The organism is Clostridium fungisolvens, from assembly GCF_014193895.1.
Classification (GTDB): Bacteria; Bacillota; Clostridia; order Clostridiales; family Clostridiaceae; genus Clostridium_AR; species Clostridium_AR fungisolvens.
The window spans coordinates 3,605,687-3,632,176 of record NZ_BLZR01000001.1; the positions used below are offsets into that span (position 1 = coordinate 3,605,687).

17 protein-coding genes are annotated in these 26,490 nt (G+C 30.2%); 1 reads left to right on the plus strand and 16 read right to left on the minus strand.

Going from position 1 to position 26,490, the window contains the following annotated elements:
• Positions 1-155: 155 nt before the first annotated feature.
• Together bsdtw1_RS15950 and bsdtw1_RS15955 are read right to left on the minus strand one after the other, a co-directional pair.
• Positions 156-1,841, minus strand: coding sequence for a putative bifunctional diguanylate cyclase/phosphodiesterase (locus bsdtw1_RS15950; protein ID WP_183278547.1), 1,686 nt, complete (start codon positions 1,839-1,841; stop codon positions 156-158).
• A gap of 329 nt (positions 1,842-2,170) precedes the next feature.
• Positions 2,171-4,804, minus strand: coding sequence for an EAL domain-containing protein (locus bsdtw1_RS15955; protein WP_183278548.1), 2,634 nt, complete (start codon positions 4,802-4,804; stop codon positions 2,171-2,173).
• Positions 4,805-5,184: 380 nt separating this feature from the next.
• Between bsdtw1_RS15955 and bsdtw1_RS15960 the strand changes: the two genes are divergently transcribed.
• Positions 5,185-6,216 carry a polysaccharide deacetylase family protein gene (locus bsdtw1_RS15960; RefSeq protein ID WP_183278549.1) on the plus strand — a complete coding sequence of 344 codons (1,032 nt, stop codon included), beginning with the start codon at positions 5,185-5,187 and terminating at the stop codon, positions 6,214-6,216.
• Positions 6,217-6,554: 338 nt separating this feature from the next.
• Here bsdtw1_RS15960 and bsdtw1_RS15965 read toward each other — a convergent pair whose 3' ends face one another.
• The 14 genes from bsdtw1_RS15965 to bsdtw1_RS16030 form a co-directional block, all read right to left on the minus strand.
• A complete protein-coding gene (locus bsdtw1_RS15965) occupies positions 6,555-6,920 on the minus strand; it encodes a P-II family nitrogen regulator (protein WP_183278550.1) in 366 nt (121 codons plus the stop codon).
• 32 nt (positions 6,921-6,952) lie between these two features.
• Positions 6,953-8,185: an ammonium transporter gene (locus bsdtw1_RS15970; protein ID WP_183278551.1), complete on the minus strand. Its 1,233-nt coding sequence runs from the start codon at positions 8,183-8,185 to the stop codon at positions 6,953-6,955.
• Positions 8,186-8,698: 513 nt separating this feature from the next.
• Positions 8,699-9,490, minus strand: coding sequence for an EFR1 family ferrodoxin (locus tag bsdtw1_RS15975; protein WP_183278552.1), 792 nt, complete (start codon positions 9,488-9,490; stop codon positions 8,699-8,701).
• Positions 9,491-9,509: 19 nt separating this feature from the next.
• Positions 9,510-11,747, minus strand: a complete 2,238-nt coding sequence (gene recQ, locus bsdtw1_RS15980) for a DNA helicase RecQ (RefSeq protein WP_183278553.1) — start codon at positions 11,745-11,747, stop codon at positions 9,510-9,512.
• Between the two features lie 294 nt (positions 11,748-12,041).
• Positions 12,042-12,758, minus strand: coding sequence for an ABC-2 family transporter protein (locus bsdtw1_RS15985; protein ID WP_244638176.1), 717 nt, complete (start codon positions 12,756-12,758; stop codon positions 12,042-12,044).
• Between the two features lie 64 nt (positions 12,759-12,822).
• Entirely contained in the window at positions 12,823-13,620 is a 798-nt protein-coding gene (locus tag bsdtw1_RS15990; RefSeq protein WP_183278555.1) for an ABC transporter permease, read from the minus strand.
• Positions 13,604-14,608: an ABC transporter ATP-binding protein gene (locus tag bsdtw1_RS15995; RefSeq protein ID WP_183278556.1), complete on the minus strand. Its 1,005-nt coding sequence runs from the start codon at positions 14,606-14,608 to the stop codon at positions 13,604-13,606. The genes bsdtw1_RS15990 and bsdtw1_RS15995 overlap by 17 nt, the downstream gene beginning before the upstream one ends.
• Before the next feature lie 770 nt (positions 14,609-15,378).
• Positions 15,379-15,855, minus strand: coding sequence for a rubrerythrin family protein (locus bsdtw1_RS16000; protein WP_183278557.1), 477 nt, complete (start codon positions 15,853-15,855; stop codon positions 15,379-15,381).
• A gap of 170 nt (positions 15,856-16,025) precedes the next feature.
• Positions 16,026-17,585, minus strand: a complete 1,560-nt coding sequence (locus bsdtw1_RS16005) for a 2-isopropylmalate synthase (RefSeq protein WP_183278558.1) — start codon at positions 17,583-17,585, stop codon at positions 16,026-16,028.
• A 169-nt stretch (positions 17,586-17,754) separates the two neighbouring features.
• A complete protein-coding gene (locus bsdtw1_RS16010; protein WP_183278559.1) occupies positions 17,755-18,927 on the minus strand; it encodes an NAD(P)-dependent malic enzyme in 1,173 nt (390 codons plus the stop codon).
• 193 nt (positions 18,928-19,120) lie between these two features.
• Entirely contained in the window at positions 19,121-19,792 is a 672-nt protein-coding gene (locus tag bsdtw1_RS16015; protein ID WP_183278560.1) for an MgtC/SapB family protein, read from the minus strand.
• Between the two features lie 20 nt (positions 19,793-19,812).
• Entirely contained in the window at positions 19,813-21,519 is a 1,707-nt protein-coding gene (locus bsdtw1_RS16020; RefSeq protein WP_183278561.1) for a diguanylate cyclase domain-containing protein, read from the minus strand.
• 369 nt (positions 21,520-21,888) lie between these two features.
• Positions 21,889-24,045, minus strand: coding sequence for a YhgE/Pip domain-containing protein (locus tag bsdtw1_RS16025; RefSeq protein WP_183278562.1), 2,157 nt, complete (start codon positions 24,043-24,045; stop codon positions 21,889-21,891).
• 18 nt (positions 24,046-24,063) lie between these two features.
• Entirely contained in the window at positions 24,064-26,223 is a 2,160-nt protein-coding gene (locus bsdtw1_RS16030; RefSeq protein WP_183278563.1) for a YhgE/Pip domain-containing protein, read from the minus strand.
• Between the last annotated feature and the right edge of the window lie 267 nt (positions 26,224-26,490).

A 26,490-nucleotide genomic window follows, 5' to 3' on the forward strand; every position in this document is an offset into this window, starting at 1 on the left:
ACTAGTCATGCCTTTTCTCTGTCAACAACAAGTACTAAAACAGTCCATACAACAATAAGAACAGATATGGATGTAAAAATTATTTCTACATATTTTCCAAACATAGAAACACCCCTTTCTTCTCTTGAATATAGACTTAACTTAAATGGATTATTTTATTCGAATTGTATATTAAATAACTGCTCTACTTCTACTGCTGGTAAAGCCTTGCTGTATAGATATCCTTGACCCATATCGCAACCATTTAGCTTTAGAAATTCCTTTTGCTCAATGTTCTCAATACCTTCTGCAACTACCAACAAATCTATACTATGTATTAAATTCATAACTGCCATTACTATGATTGCATTCTTATCTTTATCAAATATTGATTTTATAAATTCCTTATCTATTTTCACTACGTCCATTGAGAGAGAATTTATATATGTGAGCGACGAATATCCAGTTCCAAAATCATCTAATGCAATTTTGAACCCCATATTTCTTAGTTTATTTAAAACTTCACTGGATGTTTCTAAATTATCTATTACCGAAGTTTCAGTTACCTCTAATTGTATTTCTGATTTATCAATCTCCAAACTATTCGTCATCGAACATAATTCATCTATAAAGCAATCATTAGATATTCTCTTTGATGATAAATTAATAGATATTTTTATTGCTTTATAACCTTTTTCATTCCAGAATTTCTTTTGCATCAATGCTTTTCTAAATACCCATTGTTCAATATTATCTATAAGACCTATGCTCTCGGCTAAGGGTACAAAATCCATTGGCGACACAAATCCTTTTTTGGGATGAATCCACCTGATTAAAGCTTCAACTCCTATTACTACATTTCTTTTCAAATCCACTATAGGTTGATAGTATAAACTAAACAATTCATTTTCAATAGCATGTATAATCTCATTAATAAGATTTATTTTTACTGTGTTTATTTCTTCAATTTTCTTATTATAAAATGAAATTTTATCTTTTTCCAAAGTTTTTACTTTTGATAAGGCCATATTTGAATTCTTTAATAGGTCATTAAAGTTATTTGCATCAATAGGGTATATAGAAATACCTAAATTATATGTAATATGGAACTCTTGATTATTTACTTTCCAGCCTCTTTTTAATTTCAAGAGAATTTTATTCACTTTATTTACAACTTCATCTTTATCTTTAATATTTACTAATACAATAGCAAACATATCTTCTTTTAATTTAGAAACTTTATTTGAATCGAAAACAATATCTTTTAGTGTATCTCCTACATCTTTTATAAGTAAATCACCATACTTGTGACCTAGTATATCGTTTATATCTTCTAAGTTATCAATTGCTAGGCATATAAATGCAAATTTATCAGCTGAACTTTCGCTTTTATAATTATTGATTAAGTTTATTATCTCTTTTTCTAACATGAGTTTATTCGGTAACTTTGTAAAGGTATCATAGTATGCCAATATATGAAGTTCTTGAAGTTGTCTTTCAATTTCTCTCTCTAGTTCTAGTAAAGTTTCATGGGATTTATTTAGTTCATCATAATTTTGGTAGATCTCATTTATAGCTTTATCAAAAAGCATTAAACTATTTCTAATAGATATATATATAACCAAAGTTGTTAATAATACAAATCCCCACCCTTTATAGGTTTGAATTTGCTCATATAAATTATCACGCCCTGCTAGCTGTATAGCTAAGTTGTCAGATGTTATGATCCAAATAACACCCACTATTGCATAGACTAACGCCACCTTAAATGATTGCATCTTAGGATCTATCTTATTTGAAGAATCCAAGTAGTCTTGTATATTTTTTGCATCTATTTTGTAAATTTTATTTATGCCTCTCAAAAAAAATTCACCACCTCTATATTATATTGTTTCCATAATTTCATAATTAATTAAGTCAAAACTTTGCAGAAGTGAATTTTCTTACAGTAAAAAAGTCGCTGAAGCGACCTTCTTCAGTGAGTTTTTTTGCGCATCTGCCTTTCCGAATGCATATGAGGAAAATTGGGCAGGCGAATATGATTTATTTTTTACTGTTAACTCTAAACAGCTGTTCTAGACAATTGATATTACTAGGTTTAGCTAACAAAAAAATCTATACTGTCCTATACAGTAAAAAAGCCTAGCATTGAAGTATTATTCACTGCTAAGCTTTTCTCAAATTATTAACTCTATCTATTAAGTAAACTGATGGCTTCACTTTGAGGAACTGGTCTACTAAAATAATATCCTTGTATTCTATCACAGCTATGTTTATTTAGATAATTTAGCTGCTCCTCAGTTTCTACACCTTCTGCAACAACTTTTAGATTCATCTTATGCCCTATATCTATTATATTTTCGACTAAAGATATCTTGTGTTCTTCAGCAACATCATCAATAAAGGTCTTATCAATTTTTAAAGTACTAATAGGCAACTGTTTTAGATAACTTAATGAGGAGTATCCCTTACCAAAGTCATCAAGAGCTATTTTAATCCCTATTTCTCTCAATCTATTTAACTTTTCACTTATATTGTCATAAGTTTCAATAAATATAGATTCTGTAATCTCCAATTCAATGCAATTTGGATCTATTGTAATATCATTTATAATCTTTAAAACATTATCTACAAAATCACTTTGCATTAATTGAATTACTGATACATTTATTGATATATAACATTTATCATGACCATTTATATGTACTTCTTTTATAAACTCACATGCGCTTCTCAGTACCCAATTTCCAATGTCTATAATTCTATGATTTTCTTCTGCTAAGGTAATAAATCTATCTGGAGGTACAAACCCTAATTCTGGACTATTCCATCTAATCAGTGCCTCAAAGCTGCATATCATACCACTATTAGCATCAACTTGAGGTTGATAATAAAGGATAAATTCATTTTTATCTAATGCATTTCTTAAATATTTTTCTATTTCCATTCTTTCAATCACTTTATCATTCATTCCTGAATGGAAAAATGTGTAGTTGTTTTTTCCTAAGCTTTTCGATCTATACATAGCTATATCTGCTTTAGTTAAAAGATCATCTAATACTTTACCGTCTTCTGGGTAAATCGCTATTCCAATACTGGATGTTACCTGTAAGTAATTACTATCTACATTAAATGATGTTTCAAAACACTCTAACATAGCAGTGCAGAAATTCTCTACTTGCGCCCTATCTTCGATTGAATTTAATACTATTACAAATTCATCTCCACCTAATCTAACCAATAAATCATCTTCTCTCTTGATTCTATTAAGTCTATCAGCAATAGCACAAATTAAAAAATCTCCAAAGTTGTGGCCTAATGTATCGTTTATGTATTTGAAGTTATCAATATCAATAAATATTAATGCTGTTTTATTATGTTCATAGACACCTTTTTTATCAAAATACTGCTCTGCTACTTTATGCATATACTGCCTATTAGGCAAATCTGTCAAATAATCATGATATGCTATGTATTCTAATCTATGTTGATATTCCTTTATGTCTGTTATATTTTTATGTGATCCAGCTAACCTATATGGTTTTCCTTCTGAATCAAATAATGTTTTCCCTATAGTTTGCATCCATGTGTATATACCATTAACATCTTTGATTCTATACTCTATTGTGAAGACTGAACTTTTATTCTCCCAATTTTCTTTGATAACATTTTGAAGTCTTTCATAATCTTCTTCGTTAACTAGCTTAGTCCAATCTATATCTTTTGTCTCTTCCCTATCATATCCTAATATATTGTACCATTGATCTGAAAAAAACATTTTTCCTTCTTTTATATTCCAATCCCAAAGTGCATCATAAGATGCTTCAGTTATAAGCTTGTACCACTCTTCATTATTTCTTAACAATTCTTCATTTATTGATATTTCTGTATATTTTTCTCTTAGTTCTTGCTCTAAGGCAGTTATTTCCTCAAACGAAGCTTCTAAATCATTATATTTTTCTCTTAATTCCTGCTCCAAAGCTCTCACTTCTTCGTAGGATGCTTCAAGTTCCTCATAACTACTCATCAAGTTTTCTTCGTATTCTCTTCTCTTATCTGCAGCCTTATTTAATGCTATTGCTAACTGACCGATCTCATCTCTGGATTTCATTGTTATTTTGTGCTCTAGATTTCCTTCAGTCAAAGATTTTGCAAAATCTAATATTGTCTTAATTTTACCTGAAATCCTATAGGCTATAAAATGACCTACAAATATTGAGACTATAAACCCTAATACCCCGATCGTAATTGTTGATATGATGGTATCATGATATAACTGTTTATTAGAATTATCATACTTCTCTGCAACTCTTGAGTTATATTCAATATAATTTTCAGTATTTTTTACTATATTCTCACTTACTATTTCTAGATCATTGTATACAATCCACGCCTTATCATAATTTCCTTCATCTATGTATTCTAATAATCTTTCTCTATATTGCCTATATACACTCAATATATTTTTTAGGTCACCAAATAATTTCCTATCATCACTGTCCACTATATGTTTCTCATAATCAGCTAGTAAATTATCATCCTGGTTTTTCAATCTATTTATTTCATCAACCAAAGTTTTTACTTTATTGGAGTTTTTCTCATCTAATACCATATAAATATCAAGATTAATTTGGACTAAATTTGATTTTACTAAGGTAATATCTTTTATTACTCTTGAATTTCTGTCGTGCATAATCACACTATTATTATTGAGATCTCTAATGTTTTTTAATGCAACCAATCCCATTACTCCACTAAAAAGTGATATTGCTGTAAATGCTATTATGAGTTTTGATCTCATCCTTAATCTATAAATAAAATTCATGTTTAATCCTCCTAGTTTTGGCAATCATATCAAATCTAGACATCTATATCTTAAAATTATACCTTATTAACCATGCTGTTATCAATAAAGATGGATAACTTTAAACCTAAAACTACCTATTGAAGCTGTTAAGTTTAAGTTAAAATCCTTACACCATACTAATAACCATCGTAAAATCTAATCTTAACTCTTTATACATCATCTTTCTAAAATTCTATCACTAAATCAATTGAAATAAGTAACAACATTGTAATAATATCTCTATTCCATTTTTAATTTCGTCAGCATATTATAAATTGGATATATTAAAGCATCGCGTTGAAATTAAATAGTTAGCCATCCGATATTACTTTTCTTTTGGGGAGGCAATAAGTTTAATTATGTTAAATATTTTTAAGTTTGTAAAGAGAACTTTTACAAAACTTATGGAGATGCTGAAATTTTTAGTATTTTCAATCATTTTTCTTACTCTGACCCTAATACTTTCCACTATAATCCTAATAGATAGGTCTACGATTAGTAACAATTATGACCTTAATGTCAAACAAAGTGATTTTTCGTATCTCTATAATGAAAAGAATTCGATAATTACCTATGAAGATAATAATACCGTTTTTAACTTCAAGTATCTCGAATTGAGTTCCATACTTTCTTCTAAAAATACTTCTAACACCACTAATGCTAATACCAATTCTGATGAGAACAATAATCCTCCTACTAATGATATATTTCCTATAAATCTAACAAAAACTTCAATTAGATTTGAAGATGCTCTTTCAGAAGATGGGAAAAAAACTGCATATTTAACCTTTGATGATGGACCATCAACTACTATTACTCCAAAAGTGTTAGACACCTTGAAAAAATATAATATAAATGCAACATTTTTTCTATTGGGAAGCAATATACAAAAGAATTCTCAAAGCAGAAGCTTGGTCAGCAAGATATATTCTGACGGTAACGCTATTGGTAACCACACCTATTCACATGATTTAAACAAGTTATACCCTAGTAATAAGATAGATACGGACTATTTTATGTCAGAAGTATATAGAACTAATACTATTTTAAAGGATATCCTAGGAAATAACTTCAATACAAGGCTTATAAGACTCCCTGGTGGATACATGAGTAGATCCTACTATCATGATCCTAATCTCCCTCACTTTGATCAACGGTTAAAACAAGAAAAATATCTATCTGTAGATTGGAATGCCTCTGACTCAGATGCAGAAGGAAAGAAAAAAAATTCTCAGGAATTACTTCAAATGGTTAAGGAATCCGTAGCAAATAAGAATAAGGTAATAATACTTATGCACGATACCTACGGCAAAGAAGAGACTGCGAAAGCCTTGCCTAGTATAATTGAATATCTAAGTACTCAAGGCTACGAATTTAAAACACTAGAATGATTAGGTGATTATATAATGTAGTAAAATAACATTAGGCTATGTTAAAGTTTAATATTGAAATTGAAGTGTAATTGCGTAGATACTATATGAGCGAGCAATTAGAATTAAATGATTTTTACAAATGGAATAGCGTTAAGAAACTGTACTGTTCGAACGTAGTGAGTTTACAGTTTTAGCTATGGAATATGTAAAAATCATATTAATTCTTCGCGTAAGCTCATTAAAGTATCGGAGGCTTTACACTTCAATTTACATCATAGTACTTTAATAGGGCCTAACAAAAAAAGATCGAAAGGGAATTTATCCCGTTCGATCTTTCTTTGTTGAGTAAATAAAATCTATTCTTTTGAATACTGAAGTGCATCTCTTCCTTCTTGTCCAGTGCTTATTCTTATAACATTTTCCACATCATAGACAAAAATCTTTCCATCCCCAATTTTACCTGTATGAAGTACCTTCTTAGCTGTTTCAACTACTAAATCAACTGGAACATCACAAACGACGATTTCTAGTTTTATTTTAGGAAGTAAATTCATTTCTACTGCTAAGCCTCTATAATATTCCTTATGACCTTTTTGCATGCCACAGCCTAATACATTAGATACCGTCATCCCTGTTATACCAATAGCACACAACGCATCTTTCAATTCATCAAATCTAGCTGGTGATATTATTATGTCAATCTTGCTAAGTTTTTCTCCCATTTATATAGCCTCCTTTTCATTTATATTGCTAATTAGATAATTCCACCGTAAGCCTCTTCACCATGTTGTGATACATCTAATCCTGCTTGTTCGTCTTCATCTTTTACTCTTAAAGCTGATACTGCATTCATTACTTTTAATATTATAAATGTAATTATAGCAGAATATGCAACTGTTGCCAGAATAGCAACTAATTGAGCACCTAAAAGATGTAAGTTTCCGTATATTAATCCATCTGCTCCTGCTGAATTTACTGCTTTTGAAGCGAATATACCAGTTGCTATTCCACCCCAGATACCGCCTATTCCATGACATCCAAATGCATCTAAAGCATCATCATATCCAAATTTTTTCTTAAGAACAGTTACAGCATAGAAGCATATTGCTCCACCTATAAGACCTATTGCTAATGCTGAGAAAGGTGTTACAAAACCAGCACCTGGAGTTATTGCTACAAGCCCTGCTACAGCTCCACTAGCTATTCCTAATGAAGTAACCTTCTTTCTGTGTAAATACTCACATAATCCCCAGCTTATTGCTGACATTGCAGCTGATGTATTTGTTGTTATAAATGCGTTAAGTGCAACATCATTTATTGCTAAAGCACTTCCTGCATTAAATCCGAACCAACCAAACCATAACACTCCTGCCCCAAGAACTGTCATTGGTATATTGTGTGGAGTTATTGTTTCTAATCTCTTTCTCTTACCTAGTACTATTGCGAAAACTAATGCTGAAACACCAGAACTTATATGAACAACATTACCACCTGCAAAATCTAATGCTCCAAGATTTCTAATCCATCCACCTACGCCCCATACCCAGTGTGCAACTGGATCATACACAAAAGTGCTCCAAAGTAGTATAAATAATGCAAAAGATAAAAATTTAACTCTTTCTGCTACTGCTCCTGATATTAATGCTGGAGTTATTATTGCAAACATAAGTTGGAATAACATAAATGCTTGATGAGGTATTGTTGCTGCATAATCAGCATTTGGTGCAAATGTTACACCATTTAATCCTAAGAAATTGAATCCTCCTAGAATTCCTCCAATATCATTTCCAAAACATAATGTATAACCGATTAAGATCCATTGTATTGATACTATTGCTACCGCTGCATAACTATGCATTGTAGTACTTAGTACATTCTTTCTTCTTACCATTCCTCCATAAAATAAAGCTAGTCCTGGAGTCATTAGCATAACTAATGCTGTTGCAAAGATCACAAAGGTTGTATCTGCTCCGTTTACCCCGTTCATAAAAATTTCCCCCTTTTTAATATTATTTTTCAGTAGTTAAAATTATTAAACTACAAATTTAAAATTTAAATTATTTCATGTTCTTATTTTATTAATCTTAAAGGGGGCTATCAACAAAATGCTAATTTTTCAACAAAAAACTGCACTTTTTTATGAAAATAAGATTTTACTAACGTTTTCATTAGTATCTAGGGATTAATTTAATATTTTTTAATATTTTATGACGATGATCATTGAAATTTTATATTAAACCTGATATAATATTTTCCCTTATATATAACAATATAACAATATAATTATTTCATAAAAAGTAAAGTAAAAAAATCACTAATACATTTTCTTATTAGTGATTTTTGGTAAATCTGCATTTCTGAATGAAATTTAAAAATTCCGTTATTAAAATTAGTTTCATTTTACCATTGGCTATATGGATGTACCACTTCATAATAAAATACCATTAATGGTTAAATAGATTATTTGTTTTTTTAAATCGTGGAAATGGAATATTTATGGTTATCTAATTACTAATTCAGTAGATTTTATATTTTTATTAGTATACCTATGCCTTCTCTCCGTTCCTTTTCCGTATTGTATTGCTTTAACAGGACACCAATTTATACAAGCTAAGCATTGTGTACACTTATCTCCCCATTTAGGTTTTCCATTAACTTTTATAGTATTTGAAACACAAATCTTCTCACATAACCCACAAGAAATACATTTATTGTTTGCATAAAACTTTTTGGTGTTATTTAGCGCAAATTTGTTAAAAAGAGGACTAACTATCTTTGTTAAAGGCTTATCGTAAAAAGTGTTTACACTTTCAAATACATTTGATTTTCTATTCTTTATATTTTCAACTATATATTCTATATAATCTTTTGCTTTACTAAGCTTTTCTTCAATAAGCTTCTCATTATCAATATCCGAAGACACAATATAGTTATTTGGCATACGAACCACAAACCCGCTATTTAAGGTCATATTTTTTTCATTTATTAAATTTCCAAAGGCTTTTAATAAATGCCCACTATTCTCTCCACAAGTTGCTACAGAATAAATGTAATTATCTTTATAATTTTTTAATTTCAATTTATCTAGAAAAGCTTCCACAACCTTGGGTGCTGCCCAAGCATAAGTTGGGAAAACAAAGCCTATTGCTTCATTTTCTTTTAAGCAGTAAACATATTCTTCACTAGAATCATTTATTACTGATGCTATTGACGTATAATCATCTCCTATATTTTTAGCTATAGACTTAGCCACATATAGCGAATTACCTGTACCTGAAAAATAAAATATCATACCCTCACCCCATAAAAAATTATATTGCTAGTCTCTTCTTTAACAATGCCATCTTTATATGATCATAAGTTATGGTGTCATCAACCTTTTCTTTTATTGGCTTAAGCTTATCATCACCAACTTCTTTAGCAACTTCTAGTATTACTGTTTCTTGTTCTTTACTAAGTATATCACTAAAATCTACTGAAAAATTTATTTGATTTCCTTCTAGCGCATACTGCTCTAGATGACTGCAGATGGTAGAGATGGTTATCTCTCTTTCTTTAGCAATATTTAATAAACTTAAGTTTTCCTTCAGCATATCAATAGTTAACATGTAAGACTTCTTCTTAGGTTCTTTTGGTTCTTTAGCATCTTTTTCTTTTTTAGAGCCTTTTTTTTCTACCTTTGGTTTTTCTTCATTAACCTTTATACTCTTTTCTTTCTTCTTGTAATCAAACTGTACTTCAATTTTATTGCTTTCCACATATTCTACAACCACATTAAGAAATCTTTCTCCATACTTATTTAGCTTAAGCTCACCTACTCCAGATATATCACTAAGCTCCTCTATAGTTCTCGGCATTCTTCCACTGATTTCCTTCAAAGTTGAATCTCCAAACACAATATATGGTGGTACTTTTTCTTGAACCGCAATTTCTCTTCTTAGGTTTCTAAGTATATCAAACAAAGCATTGTCCTCTATTATCTTTGTTACCTTTTGTATTTCTTTAAACCAAACTTCTTCTTCGCCTCTAAGCACAGCCATAGATCTTTCATTTAATCTTACTACTGGATATTCCCCTTCATCATAGCTTAATATCCTATGTGAAACTAAGGTGTTTATGAAGTTTTTAAGATCATCTTTTGAGTAGTCTTTCATTATTCCATAGGTTGAAAGTCTATGAAAGCCTAGATCTTTTATCTTTTTATTCTCTGAACCTCTTAAAGTGTCTATAAGAACCGTTGCTCCATATGATCTTTTCATCCTGAATACACAGGATAAAACCTTTTGTGCATCTAGGGTTTTATTTGTAAGCTCACCTTCTACTTCACAGTTACTGCAGTTATTACAATGCTTATCATACTGCTCTCCAAAATAATTTAGTATATATTTTCTATAGCAATCGTTACTATATACCAGATCAGTCATGCTTTGAAGCTTCTTATACTCATTAACTTTTCTTGCTTCATTACCTGTTCCGATATCAATAATATATTTTTGTGTATGTATGTCTCCTGGAGAAAATAAAAGTATAGCCTCACTTTCTTCTCCATCTCTTCCTGCTCTACCAATCTCTTGATAATATCCTTCTATATTCTTAGGCATGTTGTAATGAATAACATATCGAATATTAGGTTTATCAATTCCCATTCCGAAAGCATTTGTAGCAATCATTACATTATATCTATCATAAACAAAGTCTTCTTGGTTCCTGCTTCTTTCTTCATCGCTTAGTCCAGCATGGTATCTAGTACAACTTATATCTTTATCGTTTAATTGATCATAAAGAGAATCTACTTCTTTCCTAGTAGCTGCGTATATAATCCCAGCTGAATTAATATTTTTCTTTATAAAATCAACTATATATTTCTTTTTATTGATGCCCTTAACAACATTTATCTTGATATTTTCTCTATCAAATCCAGATATAAAAACTTTAGGATCTCTTAATCCTAGAAGCTTTATTATATCCTCTCTTACTTCATTTGTAGCAGTTGCAGTAAACGCCGCCACTATAGGTCTTACCTTTAATATACTTATAAAACTTTTGATAAATCTGTAGCTGGTTCTAAAGTCATGTCCCCACTGTGATACACAGTGTGCTTCATCTATAGCAACAAAACCAACATGTACTTTAGAGACTAAATCTAAAAATTGCGAAGTTTCAAGTCTTTCTGGTGCTACATATAGAATTTTCAAATTCCCTTCTAATGCTAATTGAAAAATATCATCTATTTCTCTATTGGACAAAGTGCTGTTTATATACGCTGATTCAATTCCTATATCTCTAATTGCATCTACTTGATCCTTCATGAGCGATATCAAAGGAGAAACAACAATTGTAAGGCCTTCTATAATCATCGCAGGTACTTGATAACATATAGATTTTCCTCCACCAGTTGGCATGATGGCTACAGTATCATTGCCTTTTAGAATCTCTTCTATTATTTGTTTTTGTCCAGCTCTAAAAGAACTATATCCATAATATTTATTTAATATCTCTAAAGCTTTATCATTTAAATCTGTAATATCCTTATTAAAATCTAAATTCATTATTAATGTTACTCCTTCTATAAGAAACCTACTCGTATCATATTTAAGATTATATCCAATTTTTTCACTGTACAACGACCTTATATCATTTATGTTTTTAATTATATCATAACTTAATTATTTAAACGTAGCGTCTTTAGAGATGTCATTAATTACTATAGTATTCCCTCAAAACTCACCTTAATCATTGAAATTAGTGGATTTAGATAGTATTACTTTTTTCTCTAAAGTAAAAATGCTGCCATTATTATTAAGATAACAGCAGCATTTTATATAGGTAAACTACTTCAATACTTATAGCTTGTTTATTATCAAATTACCAGATTCATACTTTTTCAGTCCTTTATAGAATGCAATGTAGGCAATGGTTATCCACACTACAGTAACTGCTAAAACTTCTAATGCTTTTATCAATGAAAAATTTATTACAATCTCTGCTGGAATGTAAACCATAAATACCGTTGGGATGGCTGTATAAAGTACATATTTTATTGCTCCCTTAAAGATGCCTTCTGGATATATTGCAAAACTAATCATGAATTCAGTTACAAGCTGAGCTAAACTATCTAAGTTTCCCGCGTAAAAACTAAAACTATGACAGGTTATAAGCACTGATGCAAATATAAGAGCTCCAGTGATGCAAAACAGTATAAACAACATAAAACTCCTAATATGAAATCCATTCATGATAATAAATAATATTACACCATACAGAGTATCCCCCCATGCTGAAACTATTGTTTTAGAACATAGTATATTTATAAGAGCATCTTTGGGTTGAAGAAGATAAGTGTCTAGTTCTCCATTTAGTATCATCTTCGTTATATTTCCTACGTTACCAAAAACTAAAAAACTTACCCCAAAACTTGTGGACATTATAGACCAAAGCATCATAACATCCTTAAATCCATAGCCCCCTATAGAACTTACGTTATTAAACAATACCCACCAGAAAAATATAAACGCTGAATTATTTAGTATCATTCCAAAAACTTGTACTAAAAAACTCACTCTATACTCCATTACCGCGGATAAATTGAATTTAAAATAATATAATATTAATTTTATTGATTTTCTAACCCCCATTAACATTTAAATTCTTTGCCCCCTTTCTATACATTGTCGCTGATACCAAAATAAATATACCAAGGTATAGAATTTGAATCATAAACTGCCTTGAGAAATCATAAAAGGAAAAATTAACTGCCAATTTTGCAGGTACATAAGTTACATAGGAAAAAGGAAGAAAATTAGAGATATTCTTTAGCCATTTAGGGAAAAGCTCTATAGGCATTAGCATTCCGCCTAATGTAAAGATAAGTTTTGAGTAGATCCAAAAGAAAGCATTATTGTCTTCAAACCAAAATGAGGTCAGTGCTATAGTTATATAAATAAAAAAGTTTATTATACAGCCTACTACTAAGGATATAAATATAAAAGGCAAAGTAATTAAGTTAAAACTATTAAGTGGACCTACATATACCACTCCTATTATTATTCCTATAATAGCATTTGTTAATAGTTTGATTCCTAATTCTCCTATAAAATACGAAAAGCAATATGCAATGTAATTGTAAGGCTTATTTAAAAGATATGCTATATTACCGGTCTTTACATCATCATTTACTTGAAGATGAATATCCGTTCGTGATAAGGTTATGAGTTCTGTAAATATCAAGTACCATATCATTTGATTTAAACTAAGTCCAGCTATTGTATTACCTTTGCTACCATATATATTCTTCCAAAGCATCAAATATATAAACATTATAAATACGAAAAATAAGTTTTTACTTATAAAGTTCCAAAAGTAAACTAAGTTGTTGGACATATTTATCTTTGATATTTGCAGATACTTATAAATTAGCCTCATGAACTTCCCCTCCCCTACTAGATTGGTATATATGAGAGATTACATCTTCTAATGGAGGATCCGATATTGTTATATCCTTTACTCTTCCTTTATTTATTAGATTATTTAAAACAGCTTCTATATCTTGATTTGATGTATCAACTTCAACTTTTAAGGCATTTTCCTTATTTTTTATTATATTAAGATCTTTGTCAGCTACATTTACAGGAGTATCATACTTTATATTAATAACTTTCTTATTTAAGTAATTGTGCTTAAGGTCCTTTATACTTTCATTTAACACTATCTCTCCATGGTTTATTATTATAGCTCTTTTGCAAAGCTGCTCTATATCCCCAGAATCATGTGAGGTTAAAAATATTGTTGTTTTTTCTTCACTATTTAACTTGAGAATTAAATCCCTTATATTCTGTTTTACTACAACATCCAATCCTATTGTAGGCTCATCCAAAAATATTATTTCTGGTTCATGGAGTATTGAAGCTGCTATTTCGCACCTTATTCTTTGACCTAAGGAAAGTTTTCTAACAGGTATATCCATAAGTTCTTGAATTCCAAATACTTCTTTTAGATAGTTTATTCTTTTTTTTAGTTTACTTTTATCCATATCATAGATATTACCTAATAAATTGAAACTATCTATCGGAGGAAGATGAAACCACAGCTGTGATTTTTGGCCGAAAACAGTCCCAATATTATAGCTTAATTGCTTTCTGTCCTTTGCAGGATCCATACCAGCTACCTCAATGTGTCCACTGGTTGAATGAAGTATACCCGTCATCATTTTTATAGTTGTTGACTTTCCTGCACCATTGGGACCAATGAAAGCTAAAATTTCTCCCTTATTGACACTAAATGAAACATTGTTTACCGCTTCGATTTCCCGATAATTTGGAGAGATAATTGAACGTAAACTTCCTTTCAATCCAGGCTCTTTAGTTTTAACTTTGAACTTTTTGTACAAATTTTTTACTGTAATTATTTCCAACTATACCGCCTCCTTTATTGATGTTTTAAATAAAATTCAAGCTATGTTTTAGGAATACTTTTGAAATTAAAACAAAAAAGTTCCTGAAGCGATTTTCTTCAGTGAGCTTTTTTAACGCATCTGCCTTTCCGAATGAATATGAGGAAAATTTGGCAGGCGAATAAGTTTTATTTTTTTACTGTATATCCATAATAAACTTCTAAAGTCATTGAAATATCAAGGTTTAACCAACATAAAAATTTTATATTTTCTTATACAGTAAAAAAAGCCCAAAAGACAAATCTCATCTTGAGACTCGTCCTTTAGGCTTTTATCCTAAAAGTGTAGAAAAAATCCTGTATCGCTCGGACCAGACATACTAATACCGGAACCCTAGATACACTCTCATCTTATGGATATTATACATTATTTGTAATTAAATGTAAACACAACTTAATACTTAGTTCATATATTTGTAACATTTATAATAACACCACTATTTTTATACAACTTTTCTAAGAAACTACAATATACCATAAACATATCTTCACATAATTATCCAATTACTTGGCAAAGTGTTAAAAATAAACTACACAGAACATGCTTCATTTCACATCTTACAAATAACTAAAAAATAAAGAGGCTTATTAAAGGGTTCCATTACGAAAACTTAAGTTATATATGCCTGATAATCGCGGCTTCTGGGGATTATCAGGCATATATAACTTAATAGTTGAAGTTGGAACCCTATATTTAAACAAATAAGTTCAATAATATATCTCAAAAAAACATTAGGCGCTTTCATTTTTAAGTTTTTCTAACTCTCTTATATGCTTCTTTTCTTCAGCAATTATATCTGATAGTATCTTATAATTTTCAGTTCCAATATCAGCATGTGATTTTATCAAAAGTCCATGTATACTTAATAGTAATGATAATCCTTCTTTCTGAAATCTTAGTGCTGTATCGACTACATCTTTTACATTACTATAAACCACATTAGTTCTTTTTAGTTTTACAAATTCATATATCAATTTAGCAGCTTTATCATATGTAAAGAAGTCTATCTCTATGTTTACATCCAAATCAATTTTTCTTTTTATGTCAGCATATTTGTCAGCGTGCCTTCTATGTTTCTTTGCGAAAACCTTTGCAATTATTCTTACTCTTTCACTTAACTCTTTATTTTCACTTACTATCGTATAACCTTCTTCCGAATTTTTTTCTATAGAAATAAGCTTATCTATTAAATCAATAATGGTATACATTCCTTTACATCTCCACAAAACATTCATTCTCTATTAAATTATACACTAATTTTTATAATTTCCCATAGAAAAATTGTAAAATATTTCAATTTTCTTCTTTTTTCTTTATATATTTTGCATATAAGCAAAATAAAAGCCGCTTTATTTTAGGCAGCTTTATTTTTTATAATTTAATTAGATTTTGTTTTATCCATAAGTATATTATTTAAAGCATTAATAAATGCCATAGCACTAGCTTTAATTATATCTGTATCTATTGCTCTTGATATATAATTCTTCTTATTATGACTTAAATTAATTGTTACTTTTCCTAAGGCCTCTTTACCTCTAGATATACTGCTTATTTTGTATTCCCTTAAATCAACATCAAGTTCAGCTACCTCTTTTATGGCTGTGTACAAGGCATCTACAGCCCCGTTTCCTATACTACTCTTTTTATATATCTTGTCGCCTCTTTTAAGCTTAACACTTGCAGAGGGGAAGATACTATTACTTATAACTTGTAAATCCACAAGTTCATATAGATTTTTTCTTTTCTCGATAATTTCATCGCCTAAATCTGTATTCAATTCAACTATATCCTCTATAAGAAAATAGATGTCATAATCATATACCTCTTTTTTTAGTTCCACAATTTCTTGGAACTTATCAAATATATGATTAAACTCTTCATCAGTAAACTTTTCAAATCCCATCTTTATTAGCGCATCCTTAAGCTCACTTCTACCAGAATGCATTGTTAGGATTATGTCTGAATCCTCTCTACCTATATCTTCTGGATGAATTATCTCATAAACATCTCTGCTCTTAATTGCTCCAGCCTTATGAATTCCAGAAGAATGCTTAAAAGCATTTGCCCCTACAATTGCCTTATTTGATGCTACATCTAGCCCCATTATATAACTAACTAAACTAGAAGTTTTCTTCAACTCTGTAGTTATTAAGTTCGTATATGATTTATAATATTCCTCACGAACTTTAAGTGCCATTACCACTTCCTCTAAAGCTGCATTACCAGCTCTCTCACCTACACCGTTTATGGTTCCTTCAATTTTATCAGCACCATTTTTTATAGCAGCAAGCGTGTTAGCTGTTGCCAGCCCCATATCATTATGGCAATGTACGCTAAGTAAGGTTTTATCATTTAAATTTTTCAAGCGATAATTTATTTTATTAACTAAATCCCCGAACTCTTCAGGCACTCCAAATCCAACTGTATCTGCTATATTCACAATTGTAGCACCTGCATTCACAGCATTCTCAATACTTCTCCAAAGAAATTCAAAGTCAGCTCTTATTGAGTCCTCAAAAGAAAACTGAACATCATCGCAAAACATTTTAGCGTACTTTATAGCTTCTTCACTTTGAAGTAATATCTGATCTCTAGTTTTTCTAAATTTTTTATCAATATGTATATCTGATACTCCAAGAGATATATGAATTAGAGGATTCTCAGCAAATTTCAGGCATTTATATGCTAAATCAATATCTTCCTTTACAGCTCTTGCAATTGCTGATATTGAAGTATAGCTACCAAGCTTTTTAGCTATAGTTTCTACAGTCTTAAATTCTTGTTTTGAACTTGCTGGGAAGCCTGCATCAATTATATCTACATTTAAGTTCTTTAATTGATCTGCAATTTTTAGTTTTTCATATAAATTAAGCTTTACCCCTTGAACTTGTTCTCCATCTCTTAACGTTGTATCTAATACAAAAATTCTTCTATTCATATATTTAACCCCCAACATATACATCTTTTATTAAATATATATACTCTTTGTATACAGTGAAAAAATCACTGAAGCGATTAGCATAAAAAGTTTATAACTTCTATACAGTAAAAAATATGCCTAATTAAGTTAGACATATTCTTAATTGCAATATTGATTTTAGATTATGTTAAACTCTAGCAACTCCAGTTTCTCTTGCTGCTTTTGCAACTGCATCAGCTACCACCTTAGCTATTTCCTTATCTAAGGCACTCGGTATTACGTTATCAGGTGTCAATTGTTCTTCTTTTACGAAGTTCGCTATAGCATATGCTGCTGCAATCTTCATCTCTTCATTTATTTCCTTAGCTCTTACATCTAATGCTCCTCTAAATATTCCTGGGAAAGCTAAGACATTGTTAATTTGATTTGGAAAATCTGATCTTCCTGTTCCAATAACTTTTACTCCTGCTTCCTTTGCCTCATCTGGCATTATTTCTGGTATTGGATTTGCCATTGCAAAAACTATAGAGTCTTTATTCATTTTTTTAATCATATCTGCCTTTAATATTCCCGGAGCAGATACTCCTATAAATACATCAGCCCCAACTAAAGCATCAGCTAAACTTCCTTGTATTTTATCAGGATTTGATATCTTAGCTAAAGCTTTCTTTGCATCATCAACATTATCAATTCCATCATATAAAATACCTACTTTATCGCATGCAATAAGGTTTTTAACCCCAAGTGATAATAATAGTTTAGCTATAGCAGTCCCTGCAGCTCCAGCTCCATTTACTACCACCTTTATATCTTCTATGTTTTTTCCAACTATTTTTAATGCATTGATTACACCAGAAAGAACAACAACAGCAGTCCCATGTTGATCGTCATGAAATACTGGAATATCTAATTCTTTTTTTAATCTTTCCTCTATCTCAAAGCATCTTGGTGCAGATATATCTTCTAAGTTAATTCCACCAAATCCTGGAGCAATTAACTTTACTGCTTTTACAATATCATCAGGATCCTTAGATGCCAAAGCAATAGGGAATGCATCCACACCTGCAAATTCCTTAAATAATATAGCTTTTCCTTCCATAACAGGTAGTCCAGCTTCAGGACCTATATCTCCAAGGCCTAACACTGCTGTTCCATCTGTTACAACAGCAACTAAATTTCCTTTTGCTGTATATTTATATACATCGTCTTTATTCTCATGTATTTTCTTGCATGGTTCAGCCACTCCTGGCGTATATGCAATACTTAGATCATCCCTTGTTTCAACTTTCAACTTAGAGATAACTTCTATTTTCCCTTTATGTGCTTCATGTACCTTAAGACTTTCTTCAAAATAATTCATAATTTGTCTCCTCTCATGAGTTAACACTTGTTTTAAAATACAAATATTAACTTTATCGCTTTTTAATTCATATAGATGTATCACTTCGTAATAAAATTTATATTTTTAAATTCTCTCACCAGAAGCCGCGAGAGTTTTAAAAATAGATTTCGGTTCGAACTGATACATCTTTATATCTTCTGTATTAATAAAATTAAACTTCAACTGATTTAACATTTTTATCACTTTCAAGTATATCTACAATATCAATAGGTGTAATTGATGACTTTACTTTCAAAATCATCTTTAAATCTATAAGCTCATCTTCGTGTCTTTTAATAATTTTTATCTTCAAGATAGTAATCCCATTACCTTTTAATCTCTCATTTATGTCTCTAACAACTTTTTCTTGGTTTACGGCTGTGATATTTACCTGTACAGCCTTCGGTGATGATAACCATTTATAATCTGCATGCAAAACAGTTTGACCTATTATGATTATTATAGTAGACGCAAACCCAACAGAATATATTCCAGCACCAATAGCCATTCCTATACCTGCTGTTACCCAAATTCCTGCTGCAGTTGTAAGGCCTCTAATAGTATTTTTTTGCATAAAGATAGCGCCAGCTCCTAGAAAACCAACACCGCTAACAATCTGAGCCGCTATTCTTGTGGGATCTATAGGAACTTTTAGAAACGCTTCTGAATCCTGAAATCCATACTTTGAGATTATCATCATTAAGGCAGCTCCTAATGCTACAATAAAGTGAGTTCTAATGCCAGCTTCCTTCATTCTACTTTTCCGTTCCCATCCTACCAGTATTCCACAAAAAGAAGCTATTAGAAGTCTAGATAAATGTTCAAGTATTATCTTATAATCCATTATACCACCTTTGTCTGCAATTAATTGATATTTTTACATTTCTTCTTATTTTTTTCTATATACATAGATGCGTCAGCTTTACTTATTAGTTCATCAATATTCGTTCCTTCATGAGGATATGTAACATACCCCACACTAGCTCCAATGCAATATTCAGCTTCACTTAAGTACATAGGCTTTGCAATGTCTTCTTCAATTATTTTAACAAGTTCATTAATTTCTTCTTTTTTAGAGAATTCTTCTAAAATTATTGTAAATTCATCGCCTCCAAGCCTACATACCAATCCTCTTTTCTTAGTAGCATCCATTAATCTTTTAGCTACTTCTTTTAAGACTATATCACCCATTTGATGCCCTAGATTATCGTTTATCCACTTAAATCTATCTAAATCTATAAATAGAATTGTAACTGTACCTCTAGTCTTTTCTGATTCTTGAATTATTTCCTCTAATCTTTTCATAAAGAAAGCTCTATTTGGCACACCTGTCAACCAATCATGATTTGCGACCTTTTCAGATAAATCCCTTGCCTTTTCCACTTCATAGTAACTTTCTATTAATTTATCTAACATTTTATTAACTGAATCACCTATCTCTTTAACTTCATCCTTACACTCTAATTGTATTCTTTCTGACAAATCACCTTTTGCGATTCTCGCTGCAACAGCTTTTATTGATAATATGCTTTCCAAAATAGATTTATAAAATCCGCCAAAAAGATAAATTATGATAAAAAGTATCAATATTATTATAGTAGTAATAATATTTCTACTGAATTCTAACCGTCTTATCTGTTCAGTATAATCATTTTGTAAGACTGTGGCCTCTACCAGTGATAGCTTATCAACCTTATCAATCATCTCAGTTGCATAGCTAAAATAATTATCCGCATTAATAGTTATCTTTTTACTATATATTACTTTATTATTTAAAGTTAAGATTAGATTTTCTAGCCCATTTGCTGCTTCTTTATAAGATTGCTCTATCTCGGCTTTTTCTATTGAGTTTTTTGAGATCTTATTCATACTTTTTTCAGTACTTTTCAATTCTTGCTCAAGTGATTTACTTATAAATTCAAGTGATTCTCTATCATACTCATCCAGCTTTCCTTTTGCCACTGCTCTTGCTCCAAGGGCTCTAGCTTGTCCCATCTGTTCAGTAATTTGTGGTAATGTATTTATTAAGTTATCAGCAAGATAGTAATTTTCTATCTTGCTTTGTATTCTTAATTCTGAGATATCAGCAACATATTGAGCCATATCACTTATATCTTCTATAAGTTTTGTATGTTCATCAAAGGATTTATCTAGTGAAGAAAAATTTAGATTATTTTTTACTTCTATCCATTCCTTGCTAAACTTCGTTAATCGTTCTTCAATCTTTAATTGCTGGTTGTATTTGCTACTAAGCGATACAATCTTTTCATTGTCATCGTCAATATCTTTTTCATTGTTCTTAATATAACTATAAAAATCTATATCTCCGCTTAGAAAAACATTTACCAGCCCTCTATGCTTTTGAACATCTCTTGTTAAATTAGTTAGTGCTATATTATATTCCAATCCTATCTTTTGTTTTGTAGCATACTCTAATTGTTTGCTTACTTGAAGTATAAATATAGCCATCATTATAGACATAGGCAAAAGGATTATTGCAAATATAAGTGCAAATTTTTTTATGTATCTGAGATTTCTCATTAATGCAATTGATGGCTTTAGTAATCTCAATTTGGTCATCCTCCATAATGTTTTTAATATCATCGAATATGTTAAGAAACTTTTCATATAGCTATGAAAAAAATCGCTAATATACATTTCATTAGTGATTCTTTGTTTTCCTTCTTCTTTCTAACAAGTATTAGCAAGCTTACTAGTCCTATATTATTTATTATTTACACCACCATATTAATCTTTTCAATAATAAAATATACTTATCCACTGGTCTATTCGTTTTATATTTTATTAAATAATAATGATTACATTTAATATGGTGTATTATTATAATTTTTACATATATTTTATAATATCATAAAAAGACACTATTAGTTCATCTAAATATATTTAATATTAGTTAAACTAATAGTGACTTCTTCAATATTAAATTCCGGCTTCCTTAAATTTATGTTCCATAAATTCAGTTAACTTATGAAATGGTTTCTTAAGGACAGAAATCATAATAAAAATAAACGAAAACATAAATAGTGCAATTAGGTTTTTATAAACAGTATCCCAAATTGGACCAGCTATAGCTTCCCTAAATCCATTTATGGCGTAGGTAAAAGGCCATAACGGCTGTAATACTCCAAATATCTTAGGATTTGTCTGAATTGGGTATATGCCACCTGCTCCTGCAATTTGAAATACCATTATTACTACAGCAATAGCTTTTCCTACATTCCCGAATATAGATACTAAGGTGAATATTATGATTGTGAAGGTTACAGCAGATAATAATGCAAAAATAATCATAAGTCTCATATCTACTGGTTTTACCCCTAAAATGTATTTATCTCCTAAAGTAACTATTACAGCTTGAATCATAGAGATCATTAGAAATAATAGCATCTTTCCAAAATGCCTTTGCATAAGGTTCATTTTTTCTCCATCTTCAAAGTCCTTGGCCTCCACAGTCAGTAAAGATGATAACAATAATGCTCCAACCCATATAGCTAATACTGTGTAAAATGGAGTAAGCCCAACCCCAAATATTCCAGCATCGTATACATCTGTCTCATTTACATTTATAGGAGAAGAAATAAAACCAGCTATCTCATCAGGATTCATTTTCATAAGCTTTATTATCTGATCTATGTTATCACTATTTAAATCCTTCATCTTATCACTTAATTTACCTAATTCAATTTGTAGTGCAGAAAGCTTGTTATTTAGATCATTAGCCTGTTCTACTGATGCTTTACTGCTTGCTATACCAAAGTTAGCAAGTGCGTCTAATTGCGGAACTATAACTTTTGTAGACTCTAGGATTGAATTCATGTTATCCAAGCTTGCAGTCATACTATCAGCAATACTATTTAGAACTGAGATTCCATTTGAATAAAAACTATTTGATACACCAACAACTTGATTAGACAAATCGCTACTTATTTTAGAGATTTGATCTAAAGATGCATTTATACTTTCCTTAGATGACCCGCTATTTATTGATGTTTTTAAACTATCTAGATTACTTTTTTCTATTCCTATTATAACTTTTAATGATTTTAGTGAATTTATAACTGCTGTAATCTGACTGTTTGGATGATTTTGATTTACTGCATCTAAACTCTTAATATCAGCATCTACTAGTTTATCTAAGTCATCCATTATATTAGACATCTCTCCTATTATTGAGATGATATTATCTGTACTTGTTCCATTATTTATATCTTTTAATTTCTGCAAAAGCATTTGATTTTGATTATTTATGCTTTGAATTTTCCCTATATCATTATTTAAAGTCGAAGCCAATGAACTTATGCTTTGTTTTGTTGCAATAGTAAGATCTTTACTTGCCTCGGTTGCTTTTTGTAGACTATTTATCTGCTCTGTTATCTTTGGTAATTTTGTTTTTACATCATTTAAATATTTTTGAAGTTGTTCTGAGTTAGAATTTGCTTCTGATATGTACTTTTTTATTCCATCTATATCACCATTTGCTTCTGTCATTGTATCCTTAAGTTGGATTATCTGAGCTTTGTTTATATTAAACTCTTCACCGACGGAATTAATGGTTTTAAGTGCTTCTTTGTTTACTGTATCTACAAAATTGCTTTTAATATTTCTTGCAACTTGATCCTTTGCTGCATTTGTAATTTTTGCTGCAATTGCATTTAACTTTTGGTTAACTCTGTATATGATATCTGGTTTTTTTGGAGTAACTGTAGTAAGGCTCACAAGTCCCTTTGAGAAATCCGAAGGGATTTCTATTAAGGCATAATATTTACCTTCGTTTAGCCCGTAGTTGCCTTGCCACTGATCCACAAAAACCCATCCAATCGATTTGTTCTTCTTTAATTCAGAAACAATCTGTTCTCCAGCATTTATATTTTTACCATTAAATGTTGTTCCTTCATCACTATTTACTACAGCCACTGGTAAATTTCCTGTGTTTGCATAAGGATCCCAGCAAGCTTTTATATTTATCCAAGCGTAAAGAGATGGTAAAATACACAGTCCTACTACAATAACTAAAGCAGCAGGATTTTTCAATATACTTTTCAAATCTCTCTTAAATACTTTAAAAACTTTCCTCATAATTAACTCCTTAAATTTTTATTCTCCAATGCCAGACTCTTCAAATCTCATTTCAAATTTATGAATTTTATTATGCAAAGGTTCTTTAAAAAAGAAGCCTATCAAAATAAATACTATAGCTATGATTAGTAGCATAGTAAAATCTAACACCACACTACTTATTAGCGGTCCAGCTATTGCTTCTCTAAAACCGCCTACACTATAGGTAAAAGGAAATAGAGGTTGAAGTATTCTAAAAATCAAAGGGTCTACCTGAATTGGATATGTTCCTCCACTGCCAGCAAGTTGTATTATCATGAATACTATGGCTATAGCCTTACCAATATTACCTAATATCGAAACCAAAGTGAAGGTTATTATAGCAAAAGTTATAGACGATACGATTGCAAATATTATCATTAAAGGTGTGCTAACTGTATAGACATTCAATAATACTTTATCTCCTACTGACATAATAAAAGCCTGTATGGATGCCAGAGTAATAAATGTTAGCATTTTCCCAAAATGTTTTTCTCTCAGTGTTATATTTTCACTACCTTCGAAAGGTACTACAGTGGTCTTTAATAATGAAGTTAGTAATAAACATCCAACCCATAAAGCTAGAACAGTATATATAGGTGCCATTGCTGAACCATAGTTAGGTATTGCATTTATTGCTTCTTCTTTTAGATTAATAGGGTCTGCTATAAAATCTCCCATAAACTTAGGATTACTTTGTAAAATGCTTATTATTTGGACAAGGTCATTGTTATTTACAAGTTGTAACTTTTCGCTCAGTTTACTTATGGTATCTTTAAATTCAAGCAATCTATAATTCATGTCACCAGATACTTTATTTGCTAGATTTGTACCATCAATTGCTGTATTCATAAGTTTATCTATTTGATTGTTAAGGTCTTGAGCTGACTTTAGTAAGTCGGTAGCATCATTTGTTGCCGTTACTAGATTATTAGCAATAGTGTTTAATGAAGTTCTAGCACTTGCATTATATTCTTTGGTTGCACTAATTATTTCAGTATTTATATCAGTTATTCCGTTATTTATTGAGTCAATCATATTCTTATTAATTTTATTTGCTTCGTTTATCTGCGTTCTTGCATTTTCTAATCTACTTTTCTCATCATTTAATGAAGTTTGAATATTTTTTAATGATGCAATCATCTTAGTCACTTCACCATTCGGACTTGCTTCATTCACCTTTTGAAGAAAATCTACAGTAGAACTAATTCCATTACTTATATTACTTATTTCCATAGTAACCTGACCAATAATTGAATTGGTTTGCGAAACTGCAGTATCAGAGGTTATTGTATTTAGTTCCTTCATCGAAGCTTGAATCCTATATACTGAAGCCTGTGAATTATTTAAAGTCGTATTGATGTTATCAAAAGAATTATTCATTGAATTTTGAGTAGATTTTATTAAGCTTTTATTGTTTTCATTGCTTTCTATCACAGCACTAAGCCCACTGCTTATTGAAGGCATCGTTGATTTTATTTCAGTTAAAAATTTACTTAAGTCTCCAGATCTAGTATTAATGTTTTGAAGTGTACTCAGAATAAGATCCATATTTTTATTCATATCAATTATGTTATCTTTTAATTTTATTATATCTTGTTTATTTTTCTCAGCATTTTGCCCTACATCATTTAACGATGAAAATATAGTTTCATTTACTGTCTCTACGAAATTTGCAGTTATTTCTTCAGTCAATGTATTTTTAGCAACACCTGTAATCTTAGTTGCAACAGGATTAGCCTTTGTATCTACTTTATAATTTATTTGAGGTTTTTTAGGATTATCTGATAAAACACTTATAAAACTTGAAGAAAAATCTTCTGGTATCTCAATAGCAGCATAATAAGTGCCATCAACTACACCTAAGCTTGCAGATTTAGAATTTACAAATGTCCATCCTATTTTTTTGTTATCTTTAAGTTTTTTGATAACTTCTTCACCAATATTTATTTCCTTCCCTTTAAAAGTTACCTTTTTATCGTTATTTACCACAGCTACCGGTATAGTGCTTGTATTTTCATATGGATCCCAACAGGCTTTTATATTAACCCATGCATATAAAGAAGGAATAATGCATAATCCTCCAACGATTAGTAACGCAATTGGATTCTTTGCTATACTTTTCATATCTCTTTTAAATACTTTTAAAATATTCTTCATTGTATACCCCCATTTTATTACACATACTACCTTAATAGGCAGCAAGTAGTTGTCCCACCTCAATAAATGTACTATATATCACTTTTCTTTATAAGACAATTACGCCAAATATCAAATTACCGATGTTTGACACATATAATCTATTAAAATATAATAAATTCTTGTGATTATTGTTTTCTTAAAAACATGATTTTAATCAATTGAAGCTACATTTATAGAATTTGCAAATATGAATTAATATATTTATATATATTTTGACTTTAAGGA